This is a genomic window from Giesbergeria sp., from assembly GCF_028686475.1.
Classification (GTDB): domain Bacteria; phylum Pseudomonadota; class Gammaproteobacteria; order Burkholderiales; family Burkholderiaceae_C; genus Simplicispira.
In genome coordinates this window covers 1-18,048 of sequence record NZ_JAQUCA010000035.1, presented here as the reverse complement: position 1 = coordinate 18,048, position 18,048 = coordinate 1, and the positions used below count along the sequence as shown (strand labels likewise).

Annotated in this window: 14 protein-coding genes and 2 pseudogenes; 11 read left to right on the top strand and 5 right to left on the bottom strand. The window is 58.6% G+C overall.

Annotation, left to right across the window (positions count from 1 at the left end; all coding sequences use genetic code 11):
* Window positions 1-136: 136 nt before the first annotated feature.
* The 5 genes and pseudogenes from PHX60_RS15090 (at window position 137) to PHX60_RS15070 (ending at window position 4,859) form a co-directional block, all read left to right on the top strand.
* Window positions 137-1,072, top strand: a pseudogene (locus PHX60_RS15090) (LysR family transcriptional regulator).
* 58 nt (window positions 1,073-1,130) lie between these two features.
* Complete coding sequence (locus PHX60_RS15085) at window positions 1,131-1,508, top strand: hypothetical protein (RefSeq protein WP_300079415.1); 378 nt, start codon at window positions 1,131-1,133, stop codon at window positions 1,506-1,508.
* A gap of 111 nt (window positions 1,509-1,619) precedes the next feature.
* Window positions 1,620-3,068, top strand: a complete 1,449-nt coding sequence (locus PHX60_RS15080) for a TolC family protein (protein WP_300079413.1) — start codon at window positions 1,620-1,622, stop codon at window positions 3,066-3,068.
* Window positions 3,069-3,078: 10 nt separating this feature from the next.
* Window positions 3,079-4,458 (top strand): copper oxidase, encoded by a 1,380-nt coding sequence (locus PHX60_RS15075; protein ID WP_300079411.1) that lies wholly within the window; start codon window positions 3,079-3,081, stop codon window positions 4,456-4,458.
* Between the two features lie 14 nt (window positions 4,459-4,472).
* Window positions 4,473-4,859, top strand: a complete 387-nt coding sequence (locus PHX60_RS15070; RefSeq protein ID WP_300079409.1) for a copper-binding protein — start codon at window positions 4,473-4,475, stop codon at window positions 4,857-4,859.
* A gap of 2 nt (window positions 4,860-4,861) precedes the next feature.
* Here the strand turns inward: PHX60_RS15070 and pgi are convergent, their stop codons facing one another.
* Together pgi and tal are read right to left on the bottom strand one after the other, a co-directional pair.
* Window positions 4,862-6,505 carry a glucose-6-phosphate isomerase gene (pgi, locus tag PHX60_RS15065; RefSeq protein ID WP_300079406.1) on the bottom strand — a complete coding sequence of 548 codons (1,644 nt, stop codon included), beginning with the start codon at window positions 6,503-6,505 and terminating at the stop codon, window positions 4,862-4,864.
* Window positions 6,506-7,453, bottom strand: a complete 948-nt coding sequence (gene tal, locus PHX60_RS15060) for a transaldolase (RefSeq protein WP_300079404.1) — start codon at window positions 7,451-7,453, stop codon at window positions 6,506-6,508.
* A 186-nt stretch (window positions 7,454-7,639) separates the two neighbouring features.
* Here tal and PHX60_RS15055 point away from each other — a divergent pair, with 186 nt between their 5' ends.
* Together PHX60_RS15055 and PHX60_RS15050 are read left to right on the top strand one after the other, a co-directional pair.
* Entirely contained in the window at window positions 7,640-9,268 is a 1,629-nt protein-coding gene (locus PHX60_RS15055; protein ID WP_300079402.1) for a peptide chain release factor 3, read from the top strand.
* 71 nt (window positions 9,269-9,339) lie between these two features.
* Complete coding sequence (locus PHX60_RS15050; RefSeq protein WP_300079400.1) at window positions 9,340-11,187, top strand: diguanylate cyclase; 1,848 nt, start codon at window positions 9,340-9,342, stop codon at window positions 11,185-11,187.
* On the opposite strand, the gene mutS is transcribed toward PHX60_RS15050, so the two are convergent.
* Entirely contained in the window at window positions 11,159-13,786 is a 2,628-nt protein-coding gene (mutS, locus tag PHX60_RS15045) for a DNA mismatch repair protein MutS (protein ID WP_300079398.1), read from the bottom strand. The genes PHX60_RS15050 and mutS overlap by 29 nt on opposite strands.
* A 167-nt stretch (window positions 13,787-13,953) precedes the next feature.
* Here mutS and rfbB point away from each other — a divergent pair, with 167 nt between their 5' ends.
* Genes rfbB through rfbC form a run of 4 tightly spaced genes read left to right on the top strand, consistent with a single transcriptional unit; the run spans window position 13,954 to window position 17,378 of the window.
* Window positions 13,954-15,024 carry a dTDP-glucose 4,6-dehydratase gene (gene rfbB / locus PHX60_RS15040; RefSeq protein ID WP_300079397.1) on the top strand — a complete coding sequence of 357 codons (1,071 nt, stop codon included), beginning with the start codon at window positions 13,954-13,956 and terminating at the stop codon, window positions 15,022-15,024.
* Window positions 15,021-15,911, top strand: a complete 891-nt coding sequence (gene rfbD, locus PHX60_RS15035; RefSeq protein WP_300079393.1) for a dTDP-4-dehydrorhamnose reductase — start codon at window positions 15,021-15,023, stop codon at window positions 15,909-15,911. The genes rfbB and rfbD overlap by 4 nt, the downstream gene beginning before the upstream one ends.
* 13 nt (window positions 15,912-15,924) lie before the next feature.
* Complete coding sequence (gene rfbA, locus PHX60_RS15030; RefSeq protein WP_300079390.1) at window positions 15,925-16,809, top strand: glucose-1-phosphate thymidylyltransferase RfbA; 885 nt, start codon at window positions 15,925-15,927, stop codon at window positions 16,807-16,809.
* Window positions 16,810-16,820: 11 nt separating this feature from the next.
* Window positions 16,821-17,378 carry a dTDP-4-dehydrorhamnose 3,5-epimerase gene (rfbC, locus tag PHX60_RS15025; RefSeq protein ID WP_300079388.1) on the top strand — a complete coding sequence of 186 codons (558 nt, stop codon included), beginning with the start codon at window positions 16,821-16,823 and terminating at the stop codon, window positions 17,376-17,378.
* Between the two features lie 50 nt (window positions 17,379-17,428).
* On the opposite strand, the pseudogene PHX60_RS15020 reads toward rfbC, so the two are convergent.
* Together PHX60_RS15020 and PHX60_RS15015 are read right to left on the bottom strand one after the other, a co-directional pair.
* A pseudogene (locus PHX60_RS15020) lies at window positions 17,429-17,684 on the bottom strand (transposase); the annotation flags it as partial.
* Window positions 17,685-17,838: 154 nt separating this feature from the next.
* The coding region (locus PHX60_RS15015; protein WP_300079386.1) for a hypothetical protein at window positions 17,839-18,048 on the bottom strand (210 nt) is incomplete at its 5' end.

Below are 18,048 nucleotides of genomic sequence, written 5' to 3'. Positions count from 1 at the left end.
TCCACTCATGGAGTGACCATTTTTTACAAGATTGTCACTTTTGCATGAACGACAGAGATAAACAATTTTTTCTTCAATCATTAAATTTCTTAAAATAATTAATCATTGGTAATTTTACCACTACCAAAGGTATAGCATGGACTTACGACACCTCAAATACTTCGTGGCAGTGGCTGAAGAGCGCAGCTTCACCCGTGCGGCCGAGCGGCTGCATATCTCGCAACCACCGTTGATCCGCCAAATTCAGCAGCTGGAAGAGGAGATAGGCCAAGCACTGATTGACCGCGAGGCGCGCCCGCTGCACCTGACCGAGGCCGGGCGCTTTTTTTATGCCCGCGCCGTGCGCTTGCTAGAGCAGTTCCACGAAACCATCGCCATGACGTGGCGCATTGCCCAAACCGATAAGCGTTTGGTGCTGGGCTTTGCCGCCTCTACCATGTACGGGGCGTTGCCGCACATCGTGCGGATGTTCCGCGCCACGCAACCACACACCGAGTTGGTGTTGTTAGAGCGCACTTCGGTGCAGCAAATTTAGGATTTGAATGCCGGGTGCATTGATGTCGGTTTTGGCCGCGTGCGCCTAGAAGGGCCGAACGTGAAACGCGAGGTGCTGCGCCAAGAACCCTTGGTGTTGGCTATGCCCTGTGAGCATCCCTTGGCGGCAGACAGCAGCCCCATCAGCTTGACGGCTATCAAACCCTACCCGCTGCTGATTTATCCGTGCCAACCCCGGCCCAGTTATGCCGACCAAGTGTTGTCCATTTGCCACGATTTGGGCATTGAATTGGGCACGGTACACGAGGTGAACGAGATGCAAACCGCCTTGGGATTGGTGGCGGCGGGCATGGGGCTGTGCATCGTGCCTGCTGGGGTGCAAAAACTGCGGCGCGAAGATGTGGTCTATCGGCCTTTAACCGAAGCCAACGCCGTCTCGCCCATCATCATGAGTACGCGGCTACACGACCGTTCGCCCGATTTGCTGTTGTTGCGCTCTTTGATTGATGAGGTGTACCAGCAAGGCAGTTATCCGGGCAAGGTAGCGGCGCCTGCCAGCCCCAGCCAGTCCCAGTAGCCCCGACGGCAATCCCAATGCAGCGCTATGATATAAAACTATGAACTGCTGGCGGGTTGTGCTTGTGTTGTTATTGGCTTTGCTGCTGCCTTGGCGCGGTGGCACTGCTGCGCTGCTGCATTGCCTAGAACACCCACCCACTGCTACCAGCAGCAGCCAACACGGCTCGGGCCATGAAACCCACCGCCAGCATAGTGCTGCACCTGCTGATGCACCTGTGTTGTCTATGTCCGAACATGCAAGCGCCGATAAGGCGGTACCCCATTCCCCGGCTTGCGATGCCCAAACGCACGGCTGCTGTGTCTCGGTGGGGGTGGTGGGTTCAGCGCCTACCTTGGCCCCGTGGGCCTTGGGGTTAGCGCATTTTCCTCCGCTGTTACTGCCAGCCTTGACGTTTGAGTGGCCGGCTCAAGAGCGCCCACCCAGATACCTCTGAAGCCTAGGGTGGCTCCCAGCACGGGAGCCAAGGTTTGCCCTGTGCATCCGGGCATGGTTTTGTTTCTGCGGGCCTCATAAGCGCGCAAGACTTTCAGCGGTATTTTTCAAAATGAACTATTTTTCTTCGCCCCCGCGCCTCTCGGTGCGGCATGGTGGTGTGGTGTCCACGTTGGCCTTGCTGGCCTTGCTGGCCTTGAGTGGCTGCGCCAGTCTGTCAGACGATGGAGGCTTGGCTGCCGTAGCAGACATGACACAGCAGCGCACGGGCTATACAGTGGCTTCTTGGCGCACTTCGGCCCAACAAAGCGAGGCCAGAACCACACAAGTAGCCCAACTGCTGGCCCAAGCGCTCAGTGCCGATAGTGCAGTGCAACTGGCACTGCTGCAAAACCGGGGCCTGCAAGCGCAACTGGCCCAGTTAGGCATTGCCGAGGCCGACTGGGTGCGTGCTGCACGTTTACCCAATCCATCTTTCAGCTTTGCGCGCATGTCTGGCCCAGACGGTGTAGAAATCGAACGTGGTGTCAGTTTTAACCTATTGGGACTCCTCACATGGCCATTGCAGCAGCGCTTGGAGTCCGAACGTTTGGCGCAAACCCAGTTGCACGCCGCCGCCGAGGCTGTGGCTTTGGCCGCCGAAGTGCGACGCAGTTATTTTGAGGCCGTAGCCGCCGAGCAATTGCTACGCGGACAAGCACAGCTGCAAGAAGCGGCCGACATTGCCGGTGAATTGGCCCAGCGCATGGTAGCCGCTGGGCACTTCAGCCCACTGGAACAGATGCGCGTGCAAGCCGAACAAGCCGAGGCCAAGGCCCAATGGCAACGCGCCCAACACCAAGCGCTGGCCAGCCGAGAAAAACTCAGCCGATTATTGGGCTTGAGTGCGGCCCAGCGCGATTTTCGTCTGCCCGAGCAACTGCCAGCGCTACCAGCTGAACCGATGGCAGCCCAAGCCCTAGAACAAACCGCACTGCGTCAGCGCCTAGATGTGCAAATAGCACAACAAAACGCCAGTGCCACAGCACGCAGTTTGGGCCTGAGCCAAGCCACACGCTTTATCAACGTGCTGCATTTGGGCCACAAAAACCAGAGTGCCAGCGGCGAACCCCGCCATAACGGCTACGAAGTCGAGTTAGAGCTGCCCTTGTTTGATTTTGGCCAAGCCCGACTGGCGCGGGCCGAAGCGGTTTATATGCAGGCGCTCCACCAAGCGGCGCAGGTAGCCATCCAAGCGCAATCCGAAGTGCGCGAAGCCTATTCAGGCTACCACACCGCCTACCGCTTGGCCCAACACTACCGTGACCACGCGCTGCCACTGCGCCAGCGCATGGCCGAGCAGGCCCTACTGCGCTACAACGGCATGTTGGCCAGCGTCTTTGAGCTGTTGGCCGATGCACGCAGCCAAATCCAAACCGCCAATGCTGCCATTGAAGCCCAGCGCGATTACTGGGTGGCCGAAACCCAATTGCAAGCCAGCCTGAGTGGCCGCTCGCCCGGCGCTATCGCCCTGCCGGTCTCTGGTGTTAGCAGCAACAACAACCGTCCCGCCGCCCACTGAAAGGCCCACCATGAACAACCGCCGTCACTTTTTCAAAACCGCTGGTGCGTCCGTGTTGGGCGCAGCCGTTGTCAGCCGTGTTGGCGCGGCCTCGCTGCCCGAGGCGGCTGTGCAAACCTCGGCCAGTATGCAGATACCGCCCACACCCCCCAATGGCCGCCCGTTTCAACCGATGGTTACCCTCAATGGCTGGTCACTGCCGTGGCGCATGAAGGATGGGGTGAAAGAATTCCACTTGGTGGCCGAGCCGGTGTTGCGCGAAATCGCCCCCGGCATGAACGCCCGCCTGTGGGGCTATAACGGTCAAAGCCCCGGCCCGACCATCGAAGCGGTAGAAGGCGACCGGGTACGCATCTTCGTCACCAACAAACTGCCCGAAGTCACGACCGTGCATTGGCATGGCTTGCTGCTGCCTTCGGGCATGGACGGCGTAGCGGGCCTGACGCAGCCCCCAATTGGCGTGGGCAAAACCTTTGTTTATGAGTTTGTGCTGCAACGCTCGGGCACTTTCATGTACCACCCACACGCCGATGAAATGGTGCAAATGGCAATGGGCATGATGGGCATGTTTATCGTGCATCCCAAAGACCCACGCGCACTGCGGGTAGACCGTGACTTTGGCTTTCTGCTCAATGCCTATGACATCCAACCCGGCAGCACCACACCACGGGTCAATACCATGTTGGACTTCAACCTCTGGACATGGAACAGCCGGGCCTTTCCGGGCACTGACCCACTAGTAGCCCGAACGGGCGACCGGGTGCGTATTCGCGTTGGCAACCTGACCATGACCAACCACCCGATTCACATGCACGGGCCGCATTTTGAAGTGACGGGCACGGATGGCGGCTGGGTACGCCCCAGCGCCCGCTGGCCTGAAGTCACCACCGATATTGGCGTGGGCCAAATGCGCTGTATCGAGTTTGATGCACTGGCCGGAGATTGGGCTATCCACTGTCACAAATCACACCACACCATGAACGCGATGGGCCACGGTGTGCCCAACATGATAGGGGTCAAGCAACAGGACTTGGCCGAACGCATTGCCCGCTTGATTCCGGACTATATGCCGATGGGAGAAAAAGGGATGCACGAAATGGCCGAGATGGAAATGCCGCTGCCTGATAACACCCTGCCGATGATGACCGGCCAAGGCCCGTTTGGCCCGATTGGTATGGGCGGCATGTTCAGCGTGGTGAAAGTGCGTGACCAACAAGCCCCCGGTGACTACCGCGACCCCGGCCCCTATGCCCACCCACCTGGCACTTTGGCGCACGAATACACTGGCCCACTGACCGAAGCACCCCGCGCCCGCACCACTACGCCCCACAACGGCCCAAGCGTACAAGTACGTAAACCCGGCCCGCAACACCAACATCCATCCCACTGAAAAGGTAAAACACCATGTACATGCAAATTCGTTACTTCCTGACCGCTGGCGTGCTGGCTATGGCCTTGCCATTAGCCGCACAAACCAACACCCCCTCCCACACTGACCACGACCACGACTACTGCTATGACAGCAGTGCCAGCCAAGCACCCGCTGCCATGACCTTGGGCGAAGTTCGCAAACTAGACCCAGCGCAGGGAAAAATCACGCTGCGCCACGGGCCAATCCCGCACTTGAACATGCCCGCCATGACAATGGTGTTTCCAGTGGCAGAACCACAATGGCTAGACGGGCTGAAAGTGGGTGATAAAGTGGAATTTACCGTGGAGCGACCTCATGGCGCGTATAAGGTAACAGCCATCCGCGCGGCCACGAATCCGAATACAGGGCCAGCGGATTAAGCTCAGTGTGGCCCTTTCTGTGCAACTGTAGTGCCAACAGGGGCGCGCAAACGCTGCACCAAGCCTGCGGTGGCCGGGTCGAGGCCCTGCACCTCCCCACTGGCCAAGCGTGGCTCGATGTGAGAGGCCAATTGTTTGCCCAACTCTACCCCCCACTGGTCAAAGCTGTTAATCCCCCAGAGTGCGCCACTGACAAACACCCGGTGTTCGTACAACGCCAGCAAAGCGCCTAAGGAGGTCGCATCCAAGCGCTCCAGCAACAGCACCGTGCTGGGCCGGTTACCACCAAAGTGGCGATGCCCGCAGGGGCTGTCGCGCCCTAACAGCAAGGCTTGGGCTTGGGCCAAGGCGTTGGCTACCAAGCGCGGATGTTGCTCAGGTAAATCGCGCCCGGCTTGGCGCAGCACAATAAACTCTACCGGGATGATGTCCTGCCCTTGGTGAATCATCTGGAAAAAAGCGTGCTGGCCGTTGGTGCCAGGCTCGCCCCACACCACGGGCGAGGTCGCATAAGGCAAGGGCTGGCCGCGCCAGTCGGCACCTTTGCCGTTGCTTTCCATTTCTAGCTGTTGCAAATAGGCCGAGAGGCGGCGCAAGCCGTGGCTGTACGGTGCAATGCAGCGGCTGCCAAAGCCGTGAAAATTGCGGTACCAAATATCCAACAGGCCCAAACGCACCGGCAAATTTTGTTCTAGCGGTGCATGGTAAAAATGCTCGTCCATGGCATGGGCACCCGCCAACAATTGCCGAAACACCGTGCTACCGACGGCAATGGCAATCGGTAGGCCAATGGCTGACCAGAGCGAAAAGCGCCCACCCACCCAATCCCAAAACCCAAAGGTGGTGGTAATACCAAAGCCACGCGCCGCATCGATGTTGGTGGTCAGGGCGGCAAAATGGCGTGCCAAGGGCAAAGCCGCATGGCTATCAGTGCTGCCACCGTGGGCCACAAACCAATCGCGTGCCGCGTGGGCATTCACCATCGTTTCGGCGGTGGTGAAGGTTTTGGAGGCAATCAAAAACAGCGTACTCTCAGGGCGCAAGCGGCGCAACAAACTGCCCAGCTCCATGCCATCGACGTTAGAGACAAAATGCACGCGCTGGCCGGTTTGCCAATGCTCCTCCAAGGCGGTGACGGCCATCGACGGTCCCAAGCCCGAGCCGCCAATGCCGATACTCACAATGTCGGTAATCTGGGCATCTTGGCGCACGCTGTCGGCGTAGGCCAGCATGGCTTGGAGCGTGGTTTGCACCTCTTGCTGCGCTTGGGCGATGGACGGGCTAGGGTCTACCGCCACTCCTGCCGGTTGGCGTAGCAGGTGGTGCAGCACCGCGCGCTGCTCGGTGTGGTTGATACGCTCGCCCTGCCACATCGCTTGGCGTTGCTGCTCCAGCCCGCATTGGCGCGCCAATTGGAACAACAAAGCCTCGGTATGGGCATCGATGCGGTTGCGCGATAAATCGGCAAACACATGCGGCGCTTCTTGGCTGAAGCGGCGGTAACGCTCGGGGTCGGTGGCAAAGGCTTGGCGTACATCCAAATGCTGCCCTGCATCGGCAAAATGGGCCTGTAAAGCGGCCCAAGCGGGGGTTTGGTCGCAGCGGGTGCGTTGTCCCAGCCTAATATCTTGCTGCTGCACTGGCATTCAGGCCGCCAGCATCAGTTGTTCCAGCTTGATGGCATCGGCAGCAAAAGCGCGAATGCCTTCGGCCAGTTTTTCAGTCGCCATCGCATCGGCATTCAGGGCGTAGCGGAAGCCTGCCTCGTCGTAGTTCACGGCGGGCAAATCCAAGGCGCGCGCTGCATCAGGGTCTAGCTGGCGTGGTAGCGGTGCCTCGGTAGCCGCTAATTGGGCCAACAAATCGGGGGCGATGGTGAGCAAATCGCAACCGGCCAAGGCAGTAATCTGCCCGACGTTGCGGAAACTGGCCCCCATGACTTCGGTGGCAATACCAAAGTGCTTGTAATGGTTATAAATAGCACGCACCGACTGCACGCCGGGGTCATTTACGCCCGCCATCGCGGCCTCGTCCCAGCTGCTGCCGGCTTGCTTTTTGTACCAATCGTAAATCCGCCCCACAAACGGCGAAATCAATTGCACTTTGGCTTGACCACAGGCCACGGCTTGGGCGAAAGAGAACAGCAGCGTCAAGTTGGTGTGGATGCCACGTTGCTCCAATTGGCGTGCGGCTTCAATGCCCTCCCAAGTGGCAGCAATTTTGATGAGTACCCGGTCAATGTGGATGCCTTGGGCTTGGTACAGCTCGATGATGCGCTCGGCGCGGGTGATGGTGGCACTGGTGTCAAAACTCAGGCGGGCATCCACCTCGGTCGAGACACGCCCCGGAATGTGCGACAAAATTTCGCAACCAAAACGCACCAACAAGCGGTCCATGATTTCGCCCAAATCACGGCCACGCCATTGTTCTACCGTTTGCTGGAGCAGCGGGGCGTATTCGCTTTTTTGCACCGCTTTCAAAATCAAGGATGGATTGGTGGTGGCATCTTGTGGCTTGAATTGCGCCAGCTGGTGAAAATCGCCGGTATCGGCCACCACGGTGGTGAACTGTTTGAGTGCGTCGAGTTGGTTCATGGTGTTGTCAATCCTCCAAGAAGTAATAGGCGGCTAACGGCCTGGCTAGGGTCAATTCTCGCATTGCCGCTGGTCGGTAAAATTGAGGCCATCTATTTGGCCTGCAGCACTGCCCGGCCTTACCTTGGTGGTCACTGCCTAGGCTGCAGCCACCAGCCCCCTTCTGCCTCTCTGGAATTACCCCCTGTGTCTTACGCCCCCGAAACCCGGCGCCGCCGTACCTTTGCCATCATTTCCCACCCGGATGCGGGTAAAACCACGCTGACCGAAAAGCTGTTGCTGTTTTCGGGCGCGATCCAAATTGCCGGGGCTGTGAAAGGGCGCAAGGCCAGCCGCCATGCCACGTCGGACTGGATGGAAATCGAGAAGCAGCGCGGCATTTCGGTGGCCTCTTCGGTCATGCAAATGCTGTACCGCGAACATGTGATTAACCTGCTCGACACCCCCGGCCACAAAGACTTCTCGGAAGATACCTACCGCGTGCTGACCGCCGTGGACTCGGCCTTGATGGTGATTGATGCTGCCAACGGTGTCGAATCGCAAACCCGTCGCCTGATTGAGGTGTGCCGCCAGCGCGATACGCCCATCATCACCTTCGTCAACAAGATGGACCGCGAGGTGCGCGACCCGCTGGACATCATGGACGAAGTCGAACGCGAACTGGGCATGCCCTGCTGCCCCATGACATGGCCAGTGGGCCAAGGCAAGCGTTTTGGCGGCATCATCAACTTGCGCAACCAAACCATGACGGTGTTTGAAGCGGGCAGCGAACGCCGCCCACAAGACTTTGAAGCCATCCCCCTGACCGAAGTGGACACGCTGCGCGCCCGTTTCGGCAGCGAATTCGATACGGCGCTGGAGAGCATGGAACTGGCGGTAGGTGCATCACCCACTTGGGACCACGAAGCCTTTTTGGCTGGCAAACTCACGCCGGTGTTTTTTGGCTCCGGTGTCAATAACTTTGGCGTGATGGAAGTGCTGGATGCGCTGGTGGACATGGCCCCTTCCCCCGGCCCACGTGTTAGCACCTTGGTGGTGAACAAGCAGCCGGTGGTCAAAACCATCCAGCCCGAGGACGAGGGCTTTGCCGGGGTGGTATTCAAGGTGCAAGCCAACATGGATGCCAACCACCGCGACCGCATCGCTTTTGTGCGCGTGGCCTCGGGCCGTTATCAGCCCGGCATGAAGCTGAAGGTACAACGAAGCGGCAAAGAATTGCGCCCGACCAGCGTAGTCACCTTTATGAGCCAGCGCCGCGAAGCGGTAGAAGAAGCCTATGCGGGTGACATCATCGGTTTTACCACCCACGGTGGCGTGCAATTGGGCGACACCATTACCGATGGCGCAAGTTTGCAATTTACCGGCCTGCCCTTCTTTGCGCCAGAAATGTTTATGACCGTGGTGCTCAAAAACCCGCTGCGTACCAAGCAATTGCAGCAAGGTTTGGCCCAGTTGGGCGAAGAAGGGGCGATTCAAGTCTTCAAGCCCGATACCGGCGGCAACATGCTGCTGGGGGCGATTGGCCAATTGCAGTTTGAAGTGGTGCAACACCGATTAAAGGCCGAATACGACTGCGATGTGCGGCTAGAGAGTTGCCAATACACCGGCGCACGCTGGATTACCGCCGACAGCCCCGCCGACCTGCGCGCCTTTACCGATGCCTACCCGCTGCGCTTGGCCCACGATGCCGCCGACACCCTGGCCTATTTGTGTACCAGCCCCTACGATGTGCGCTTGGCGCAAGAGCGTTTTCCGAAAATCCACTTCCATCCCCTGCGCGAACATGCGGGTTTGAGTTTGGGCAGCGCCAGCTAAAGCCTCAATAAGGGCCAAATAAAGCCAAAATAAGGTGTTCAGGCTTGCAGTAGCGGCGCTATATTTTCAACATGTTCCATTTAGCACGCCGCCTGAGTTTGCAACACTTGTTGTTGCTCGTGCTATTGGTGGTGTTGGTGCCGCTGCTGCTGGTGCATGGCTGGTTTTCTTATCGCACCGCACAACAGTCTGCCGTGCAATACCAAGAGCGCCTCGCACGCGAGGTCAGTGCCCGCATCTACGACAAAGTCGTAGAATTTTTTTCCGTACCGCAGCAGGTGCTGTCGTTGAATGTGCAGCTGTTTAAGGCGGGCTTATTGCAGCCCCAAGACCAAGAGCGCCTGTTGCCGGTTTTCTTGCAACAATTGCGTAGCCAGCCGCTGCTCACCTTTTTGTCAATGGGCAATGCCCAAGGAGAGTATTTTGCCGTCAGTCGCCCGCCCTTGGGCACCGACAAGAGCCTCAGAATGCTCCATGCGCCACTCAGCGATGGGCGCATCATGTCCATTTACCGCATTACCGACCATCAGCAGCGCGGCGCACTGATAGGGCGTGCCAACCCGTATTTTGACGCGCGCACCCGGCCTTGGTTTCAATCGGCCATCCACGGTGCAGACTTTCATTGGTACCCAGCCTACCGTTATGCCATCCAAGACCCCCAAGGCGCTTACGAGGCGATGGGCATCGGCATGGCCGCCCCGCTGCACAACGCCCAAGGCCAATTTGCCGGGGTACTGACGGCGGATGTTGCCTTGGTGCAATTGCGCCGTTTATTGGCCGAGACTACCCAACAACTGGGCGGCGTAGCGCTGCTGGCCGATGCCGATGGGGCTTTGCTGGCCACCTCGACCGTGGACCCACTTTACCACCTAGAAGATGGCAAGGCGGTACGCATTCGGGCCTCCCAAAGCCAACATCCTGTCATTCGCACGCTAGGCCAGCGCATGGCGGCGCAAAGCCAAGCCAAAGGGCGCGCCACGCAAGCAATTCAGAGCGAGCCTTATCTGCTCGATTGGTGGACTTACCAGCTGCCCGATGGCCCGCTGCTCCGCATTGGGGTGGCTCTGCCCCAAAGCCGTTTTACTGCCCCCAGTGACCATCTGTTTGGCCACATGGCGGGCTTGTTAATCACCTTGGTGATAGTGAGCATGGTTGCTGCTTGGGGCCTGAGTAAATGGATGGCTGCCCCCTTAGAAGCCTTGGGCCAATGGGCCGAGCAACTAGGCCAAGGCCGCTGGAGCAGCCCGCAACCGGGCTTGCACAGCCCGATGGCCGAAGTGGGGGCGCTGTCCCATGCTTTGGGCATTATGAGCGAGCGTATGCGTAACTACACGCAAAACCTAGAAGCCCAAGTGGCCGAACGCACCGCCGCCCTAGAGGCCGCCAACCACGAGTTGTCCAACCAATCCCACACCGATGGCCTGACCGGCTTGGCCAACCGGCGCTGCTTTGACGAGGTGCTGGCCGAGGAGTGGTCACGCGCACGGCGCACCGGCCAGCCGCTGGGCCTCATCATGCTGGATATTGATTATTTCAAACGCTACAACGACCACTATGGTCACGTCGCCGGAGACCATTGCTTGCGCCAAATAGCGCACATACTGGCCGAGCAAGTGCGGCGCCCAAGTGATTTAGCCGCCCGTTATGGTGGCGAAGAATTTGCCGTGATTGCGCCCACCACCGATTTACGCGGCCTAGAACAACTGGCCGAAAAACTACGCTTAGCGATTGAAAACGCCCACATTGACCACGCCCTGCACGATTGCGGGTATGTCACGGCCAGCTTTGGCGTGGCGATTGCTGTGGCCGATGGCCACACCAGCACCGAGCAACTGCTGCAAGCCGCTGACCAAGCCCTCTACCATGCCAAAGCCGCCGGGCGCAACCAAGTCAAGGCAAGCCCTGCGCCAGCCGTTTGAGTTGGTACAGTGCTTCTAAAGCCTCGCGCGGGCTGAGGGCATCGGGTTGCAATTGGGCCAGAGCGGCCTCTAGCGGGCTGGGGCTACTGGGTGCTGGCGCTGGCGGTGCAGCAAATAAATCCACTTGGGCTTGCTGGGCGCTGGCGCGCTCCTCCAAGGTTTGCAAAGTGTGGCGCGCATGGTGCAGCACGGCAGCCGGAATACCCGCCAATTTAGCCACCTGAATGCCATAACTGCGGCTGGCCGGGCCACTTTGCAGCTCGTGCAAAAACACAATGTCGTGGCCAGATTCAGCGGCGCTAAGATGCCAATTCACGGCATGGCGCGCTTGTGCGGGCAGCTCGGTCAATTCAAAGTAGTGCGTGGCAAACAGGGTGAAGGCTTTGGTTTTATCGTGCAGGTAGCTGGCAATGCCACTGGCCAGAGCCAGCCCGTCAAAAGTGCTGGTGCCACGGCCAATTTCGTCCATTAACACCAGACTGTGCGGCGTGGCAGCGTGCAAAATTTGCGCGGCTTCGACCATCTCCAACATAAAGGTGGATTGGGCATTGGCCAAATCATCGGCGGCTCCAATGCGGGTATGGATGGCATCGATTGGCCCAATGCGGCAGGCACTGGCAGGTACATAACTGCCCATGCTGGCCAGCAGCACAATCAAAGCCACTTGGCGCATGTAGGTCGATTTACCGCCCATGTTGGGGCCAGTAATGATTTGCAGGCGCGTATTCGGATTCAAGCGGGTGTGGTTGGCCATAAAGCTGCCGCTGGACGTTTGCGCCAGCCGGGCTTCCACTACCGGATGCCGCCCAGCCTCAATCTCAATGCAAGGCTCGGGGCTGAACTCAGGGGCGCACCAATGCAGGGTCAGGGCGCGCTCGGCCAAACAGCACAACACATCCAATGCCGCCAGCGCTCGCGCCATGCGGCTCAGGGCGGGCACATAGGTTTGCAATTGCTCTAACAGTTGCTCATACAGCCATTTTTCGCGTGCCAAGGCGCGCTCTTGTGCCGACAGGGCTTTGTCTTCAAAGGCTTTGAGTTCGGGGGTAATGTAGCGCTCGGCGTTTTTGAGCGTTTGGCGGCGGCGGTAATCATCCGGCACTTTGCTGGCTTGGCCCTGCGTAACTTCAATGTAAAAGCCATGCACTTTATTGAACTGCACGCGCAAGTTGGCAATGCCGGTGCGACTGCGCTCGCGGCTTTCCAAGTCCAACAAAAAGGCATCGCAATTGCTTTGGATGGCGCGCAACTCATCCAGTTCAGCATCCAACCCGTCGGCGATCACACCGCCATCGCGCACCAAGGCCGCAGGCTCTGGCGCAATCGCCGCTTGCAACAGGGTGGCGCAGGCCGGTGGTACTTGCAAGTCTTGGGCGATGTGGTCTAAATAGGCATCCAATCCTACGGGCAGCAGGGCCAACAGTTCGGTTTTTTGCAAGGTTTTACCCAGCGCCAGCAACTCACGCGGGCGCACTTGGCGCAGGGCAATGCGGGCGCTGATGCGTTCTACATCGCTGATGCCCTTGAGGCCATCGCGCAGCGCTTGCCACGGGCCGCTGCCTTGTGGCCCTTGCAGCACACGGATAGCCGCCAAACGGGCGCGGGCTTGGGTGCGCTCGCGCTGGGGTTCTAGCAACCAGTTTTTCAGCAGACGGCTGCCCATGCCGGTCATGCAGGTGTCTAACAAAGACAGCAATGTGGGCGCATCGTCACCCCGCAGGGTTTTGACCAGTTCTAAATTGTGCCGGGTGTTGGCGGGCAGGTCTATTAAATCACCGGAGCGCTGCACTTGGAGTTGCTGAATATGCGTCAAGGCCCGGCCTTGGGTGTGTTCGGCGTATTGCAACAAGGCACCAGCGGCAGCATGGGCTTGGGCCAACTCTTGCGCGCCCCAACCGTGCAAGCTGGCCGCCCCCAGTTGGGCCAACAGTTGGCGCAAGCCCAAGGCGGGGTCAAACTGCCAATCGGGGCGTGGGCTGATGGGGCACTGAAAACAGCCGCTTTGGCGCAGCTGGGTTAATTGCTGCTCAAAACGCTCGCTGCTGCCAGCGCTGTAAACGACCTCGCTGGGCGTGATGCGCGCCAGCCATGCGGGCAACTCGTCTGGCGTGCATTCGGCCAAATGCACCACGCCTTGGGTGACGCTCATCCATGCCAGCCCATAGCGCGCGCGTGGGCCTTGGTGCAGTGCCAGCAGCAGGGCTTCGGTTTTGTCGGACAACAATTCGGCATCGGTGAGGGTGCCCGGTGTGACCACGCGCACCACCTTGCGCTCGACCGGCCCTTTGGCGCTGGCTACATCGCCCACCTGCTCGCAAATGGCTACCGATTCGCCCAATTTAATCAAGCGGGCCAGGTAGTTTTCTAGCGCATGGAACGGCACCCCGGCCATGATGACGGGCTGACCGGCCGATTGGCCACGCTGCGTCAGGGTGATGTCTAACAAGCGTGCTGCTTTTTCGGCATCGGCATAGAACAACTCGTAAAAATCGCCCATGCGGTACAGCAACAAGGTGTCGGGGTACTCGGCCTTGAGGCGAAAGTACTGCTGCATCATGGGTGTGTGGTCGCCGAAACCTTGCTTTTCTTCTTTTTTCATCAGTGTGAAACTACTTTGCGTTCAGTAAAATTTTCTGACCCAGTTTAAATAACACGTGGCTACCCCCTTGGTACGGCAAGGCCATCCTCTGTTGCCCCCAAAGATACGATAATGCAAACCTTAGCCGCTTGGCACTTACCCCATATTCACTCACACACCCACACACCATGATTCTTGTCACTGGCGGCGCAGGCTTTATCGGCGCCAACTTCGTCCTCGACTGGCTGGCAAACAACAACGAGCCGGTTATCAACCTCGATAAACTCACCTACGCAGGCAACCTGAACAACTTGGCCAGCTTGCAAGGTGATGCACGCCATATTTTTGTGCAGGGTGACATTGGCGATACCGCACTGTTGGCGCAGCTGTTGGCCCAGCACCAGCCGCGCGCAGTGATTAACTTCGCCGCCGAGAGCCACGTGGACCGCTCCATCCACGGCCCCGAAGACTTTATTCAAACCAACATGGTGGGTACTTTTCGCCTGCTGGAGGCGGTGCGCCACTACTGGCAGGCACTGCCTACCGACAACAAAGCAGCCTTCCGCTTTGTGCACGTCAGTACCGACGAAGTCTATGGCAGCCTGAGCAAAGAAGCCCCCCCGTTTACCGAAGAGCATACCTACGAGCCTAACAGCCCCTATTCGGCCAGCAAAGCTGCCAGCGACCACTTGGTGCGTGCTTGGCACCACACCTACGGCCTACCGGTGCTTACCACCAACTGCTCCAACAATTACGGCCCCTACCACTTCCCCGAGAAGCTGATTCCGCTGATGATTGTGAATGCGCTGGCAGGCAAACCCCTGCCCGTATATGGCGATGGAATGCAGGTGCGCGACTGGCTGTATGTCAAAGACCATTGCAGCGCCATCCGCCGCGTGCTGGACGCTGGGCAACTGGGCGAAACCTACAACGTGGGCGGCTGGAACGAAAAGCCCAACATCGACATCGTCAACACCGTCTGTGCCTTGCTGGACGAGTTGCGCCCACGCCCCGATGGCCAAAGCTACACCAGCCAAATCACCTACGTGCAAGACCGCCCCGGCCACGACCGGCGCTATGCCATTGACGCGCGCAAAATTGAACGTGAACTGGGTTGGAAGCCCGCCGAAACCTTTGACACCGGCATCCGCAAAACCGTGGCCTGGTATTTGGAGAACGCCGAGTGGGTCGCGAACGTGCAGACTGGCGCTTACCGCGACTGGGTGAATAAGCAATATGCTACGCAGGGGGCCACATGAATATCCTACTTTTCGGCAAAGGCGGCCAAGTTGGCTGGGAACTGCAACGCAGTCTGTCTATCTTGGGCCAAGTCACGGCCCTAGACCACGACAGCGCCGAGCATTGCGGCAATTTCAGCAACCCGGCAGGCATCGCTGACACCGTGCGTGCCTTGCGCCCGGACGTTATCGTGAATGCAGCGGCCCACACCGCAGTGGACAAAGCCGAGAGCGAGCCTGAACTGGCGCGCTTGCTCAACGCCACCACCCCCGGTGTACTGGCCCAAGAGGCCGCACAACTGGGCGCATGGCTGATTCACTACAGTACCGATTATGTGTTTGATGGCAGCGGCAGCCGCCCGTGGGTAGAGCAAGATGCCACCGGCCCTTTGAGCGTCTATGGCCGTACCAAACTCGAAGGCGAACAGCTGATTCAGCAATCTGGCTGCCAGCATCTGATTTTGCGTACCAGCTGGGTCTATGCGGCTCGGGGTGGCAACTTCGCCAAAACCATGCTGCGCCTCGCGCAAGAACGGGCCAGCCTGACCGTGATTGACGACCAATGGGGCGCACCCACTGGGGCCGACCTGCTGGCCGACGTCACGGCCCACGCCATTGCCCATCTGCAACAGCACCCCCAAGATGGGGGCCTGTACCACTGCGTGGCCGCTGGCCAGACCAACTGGAACCAATACGCCCAATTTGTGATTGAGCAGGCGCGTCAACTGGCCCCCGCCTTGCCCATTCAAGCCACCGAAGTCGCACCCGTGCCTACCAGTGCCTTTCCGACACCGGCCAAGCGCCCGCACAACTCGCGCCTCAGCACGCGCAAGCTGCAAGACACCTTTGGCCTGCGCTTGCCCGATTGGCAACAAGGCGTGGCCCGCATGTTGGCTGAAATTCTTTGATTACCCCTACACCATGACTACACGCAAAGGCATCATCCTCGCCGGAGGCTCCGGCACCCGATTGCACCCGGCCACTTTGGCCGTTAGCAAGCAACTGCTGCCGGTGTACGACAAACCGATGGTCTATTACCCCCTCAGCACCCTGATGCTGGCGGGCATTCGTGACATCCTCATCATCAGTACGCCACAAGATACCCCACGCTTTGAGCAACTGCTGGGCGATGGCAGCCAATGGGGTGTCAACCTACAATACGCCGTGCAACCCAGCCCCGACGGGCTGGCCCAAGCCTTCATCATTGGTGAAGAGTTTGTCGGCAACAACCCCAGCGCCTTGGTGCTGGGTGACAACATTTTTTACGGCCACGACTTCCATCACCTGTTGGCGCGCGCCCATGCGCGCACCGAAGGCGCGAGCGTGTTTGCTTACCACGTACACGACCCCGAGCGCTACGGTGTGGCCGCGTTTGATACCAGCGGCAAGGTGCTATCGTTAGAAGAAAAGCCCACAGCCCCCAAATCCAACTATGCCGTCACAGGGCTGTATTTTTACGACAACCAAGTGGTCGAGTTGGCCAAGCACTTGCAACCCTCGCCACGCGGTGAGTTGGAAATCACCGACCTTAACCGTCTGTATTTAGAGCAAAGCCAGCTCAACGTTGAAATCATGGGCCGGGGTTACGCTTGGCTCGATACCGGCACCCACGACAGTTTGTTGGATGCGGGCCAGTTCATTGCCACCTTAGAGCGCCGCCAAGGTTTGAAAATCGCTTGCCCGGAAGAAATCGCGTGGCGGCATGGTTGGATTGACGTGGCCCAGTTAGAGCAATTGGCACAACCGCTGCGTAAGAACGGCTACGGTCAGTACCTGCTGCGCCTGTTGCAAGAAAAAATTTATTGAGGTACCACGCCATGCAAGCGACCCGTCTGCGTATTCCTGAAGTTGTGCTGATTGAACCCAAAGTGTTTGGTGATGCACGCGGCTTTTTTTACGAAAGTTTTAACCAAAGTGTCTTCAACGAGGCCACCGGTACGGCACATGCCTTTGTGCAAGACAACCATAGCCGCAGTGCCAAGGGCGTGTTGCGCGGCCTGCACTACCAAATTGAGCAGGCCCAAGGCAAGCTAGTGCGTGTAGTGCAGGGGGCGGTGTTTGATGTGGCGGTGGACATCCGCCAAAGCTCGCCCACCTTTGGCCAATGGGTGGGGGCCGAGCTCAGTGCCGACAACCACCGCCAACTGTGGGTACCCCCCGGTTTTGCCCACGGTTTCTTGGTGCTGAGCGATAGCGCAGAGTTTCTGTACAAAACCACCGATTACTACGCCCCCCAGCACGAGTGCTGCATCGCCTGGAATGACCCCGATCTGGCCATCGCTTGGCCCGATATTGGCATGGCCCCGCTGCTATCGGCCAAGGACAGCCAAGGCCAAGCCTTGGCCAATGCCAAAATTTACCGCGATGGCGTGTAAAACTTTGGTGTTCATGGATTCTTCGTCGTTTTGTGTGGAACTTGACAACATCAAAGACAGCGGTGTACCAGTGGGCCTGACTGCGGCATGGCCGGTTGCAACGGGTTGGGCGGCAAATGCTGGAGCTTGGACATACGCAAATACGCGATAGCGATAAAGTTGCTGGCTGTCCTGAACCCTCTGGCTGCGCGCTTGGCCTGCTGGAGCAAGCCATTCATGGCCTCCACATAGGCGTTGCTGCGCTTGTCCAGCATCCCGCGCACCACCCGCCTCCAAGCGTTCGTTCAAGGTCTTGGCCAATTGCTTGGCACTCCAGTCCTCGGGGTTGCGCCGCATGCCCCAACTCAAGCTCTAGAGTAGTTTGCGGTCGTTCTCCCCCAAGGCTTGGCTCACCACTCTTGTCTTTACCCACATCTCACATAAGCTATTGATTTAATTAACTTGTGATTCTAGTTTGCCACTAAAAAAGTCTATAAAAAATCAAATAGTTACAAAGATGTGGGTAAAGTTCTGGCATGAATGCCGAGGTTTCACGCGCAACCTTGTAGTCAACTACCCCGACCTGAAGGTCGGAGCTTGGAAGGCGAAAGCTTTGCAAGTTCGGGTTGACCAGACCCAGCGCCCCGGATGCCTTAATCCGGGCTTCATTGCCGAGTAGAGCGGGCGCTTG